A 2,356-nucleotide genomic window follows, 5' to 3' on the forward strand; every position below is an offset into this window, starting at 1 on the left:
GAACCGGTCCAGCCAGTCCGGGAGCCACCAGTTGGCGCGCCCGAAGAGGTACATGGACGTGGGTACCAGGAGCAGGCGGACCACGGTGGCGTCGATGATGACGCTGACGCCGAGGCCCAGCGCGAGCATCTTGACGGCGACGTTCGTGGAGAGCAGAAAAGCCAGGAACACGCTGGTCATGATCAGGGCCGCGCAGGTGATGACGCGGGCGGTGGCGGCGATGCCGGTGGCGACGGCCAGGTGGTTGTCCCCGTGCTGCAGCCAGGTCTCGCGGATCCGGGAGAGCAGGAACACCTCGTAGTCCATGGAGAGCCCGAAGACGATCGCGAACATCATCATCGGTACGTAGGACTCGACGGGCACCTTCTCGCTGACGCCGAACAGCGTGCCGCCCCAGCCCCATGAGAAGACCGCGACGACCACGCCGTAGGCGGCGGCGATGGACAAGAGATTGAGCACGGCGGCCTTGAGCGCCACCAGCAGGCTGCGGAAGACGGTGAGCAGCAGCAGGAAGGCGGCGGCGACGACCACGGCGATGATCAGGGGCAGTTTCGCGGTGAGGGTGTCGGTGAAGGTCTGGGCGGCGGCGGTCGAGCCGGTGAGGTAGCCGGTGGCTCCGGTGCCCGACAGCGTCCGGGGCACCGTCTCGTCCTGCAAGGTGTGGATCAGGTCCGCGGTGGCCGCGTCCTGCGGGCCGGTGGTGGGAACGACCGTGGTGATGAGCAGGGCGCGGTCGGGGCTGGGCGCCGGGGGAGTGACGGAGGCGACGCCCGGTACGGCGGCCAGTTCGTGCTGGAGCGAGGCCGCGAGACCCTGGCGCAGGCTCTCGCTCTCGACGTGGCGGCTGTCGAGGTGCGTCACGACGGTGAGCGGGCCGTTGGCACCGGGGCCGAAGCCCGCGGTGATCAGATCGTAGGCGCGGCGGTCGGTCCTGCTGGTCGACTGGGCGCCGGCATCGACGTGGCCGAGCCGCATGGACGCGAGGGGGACGGCGAGTACGCCGAGTACGAGCAGGCCGCTGACCAGGAAGAGCCACGGGCGGCGGCTCACCCTGACGGCCCAGCGGTGCCAGACGTCCGCCTCGCCGGCGGGCTCGGCGACCGGCCGGCGGACGTGGAAGCGGTCGATCCGGCGGCCGAGCAGACCCAGCAGGGCGGGGGTCAGCGTCACCGACGCGGCGCCGGCCACGAGGACACCGAGCCCGGCGGCGACACCGAGCGCGCCGATGAAGCCCACGCCGGAGGCGCACAACCCGCCCAGGGCCATGGCCACCGTGGCGGCGGCCACCAGCACGGCCCGGCCGCTGGTGGCGACCGTACGGCCGACCGCCTCGACGGGTTCGGCTCCGGCGTGCAGCAGGGCCCGGTAGCGGGTGGCGAGGAAGAGGGCGTAGTCGATGCCGACGCCGAGGCCCATCATCGCGGCCAGGGTGGGAGCGGCCTGGGCGAAGCTGACGTGCCCGGCGAGCAGTCCGAGGCCGGCCAGGCTCACGGACAGGCCGGTCACGGCCGTCACCAGGGGCAGCCCGGTGGCGGCGACGCTGCCGAAGCCGATCAGCAGCACCAGCACGGCGACGGCCAGCCCGATCGCCTCCGAGGCGCGGTCGGCGGACTTGGGAGTGGCCAGCTGGCCGAGCGGGGCCCCGTACTCGACGGTGACGTCGTCGGCGCGTAGCGGCTCGACGGCGGTGTCCACCCCGGCGAGGTAGGAGGGGTCGAAGCTCGCCGGGTTGCCGTCGAAGCGGACGGTCACCTGGGCGGTCCCGCCGTCCGCGGAGACGGCTCCGGGGGTGGTGAGCGGGTCGGCCACCGACAGGACGTCCGGGAGCCCGCTCAGGTTGGCGACGGCCGTGTCGATCGCCGCCCGGTGAGCGGTGACCGCGCCCTCGTCGGTCGTGATCACGATGGCGGAGGCCGTGCCGCCGGCCCCGGGGGTGTGGGCCGTCAGCAGGTCGGCGCCGGTCTGGGTGCCGGTACCGGGGAGGGAGAAGCTGTCCGCGTAGGTGCCGCCCCAGGCGTGGTCGGCGAGCCCGAGGCCCACCAGCGCCAGGACCCACAGGGCGACGACCCGCCAGGCATGCCGGGCGCACCAGCGCCCGCTCCGGTGGAGGAGACCTGGCCGCCGGGCCGATTCAGTGTTCATGGGGCCACTGTGCGCGGTGTGTGTAAGGGGGCCGTTGGCGCTTTGTTCGGGGAATGTACGGGAGCCCCCGGCGCACCGGGCTCAGGTGGGGGCGGGCGCCGACGGGAGGGTGACGGTGAAGCAGGCGCCGCCTTCCGGACCGTGCCCCTCGACGCGGATGCCGGCGCCGAGACGGCCGGTCAGGCGGTGGGCGATGGCCAGCCCCAGGCCGCTG

The 2,356-nt window shown here is 73.4% G+C and carries 1 protein-coding gene; it reads right to left on the minus strand.

All coding sequences use genetic code 11. From position 1 onward, the window contains the following. On the minus strand, positions 1-2,142 hold a 2,142-nt coding region (locus tag ACWGIU_RS35810), incomplete at its 3' end, for an MMPL family transporter (protein ID WP_453712265.1). Between the last annotated feature and the right edge of the window lie 214 nt (positions 2,143-2,356).

It is taken from the genome of Streptomyces sp. NPDC054840 (assembly GCF_053611065.1).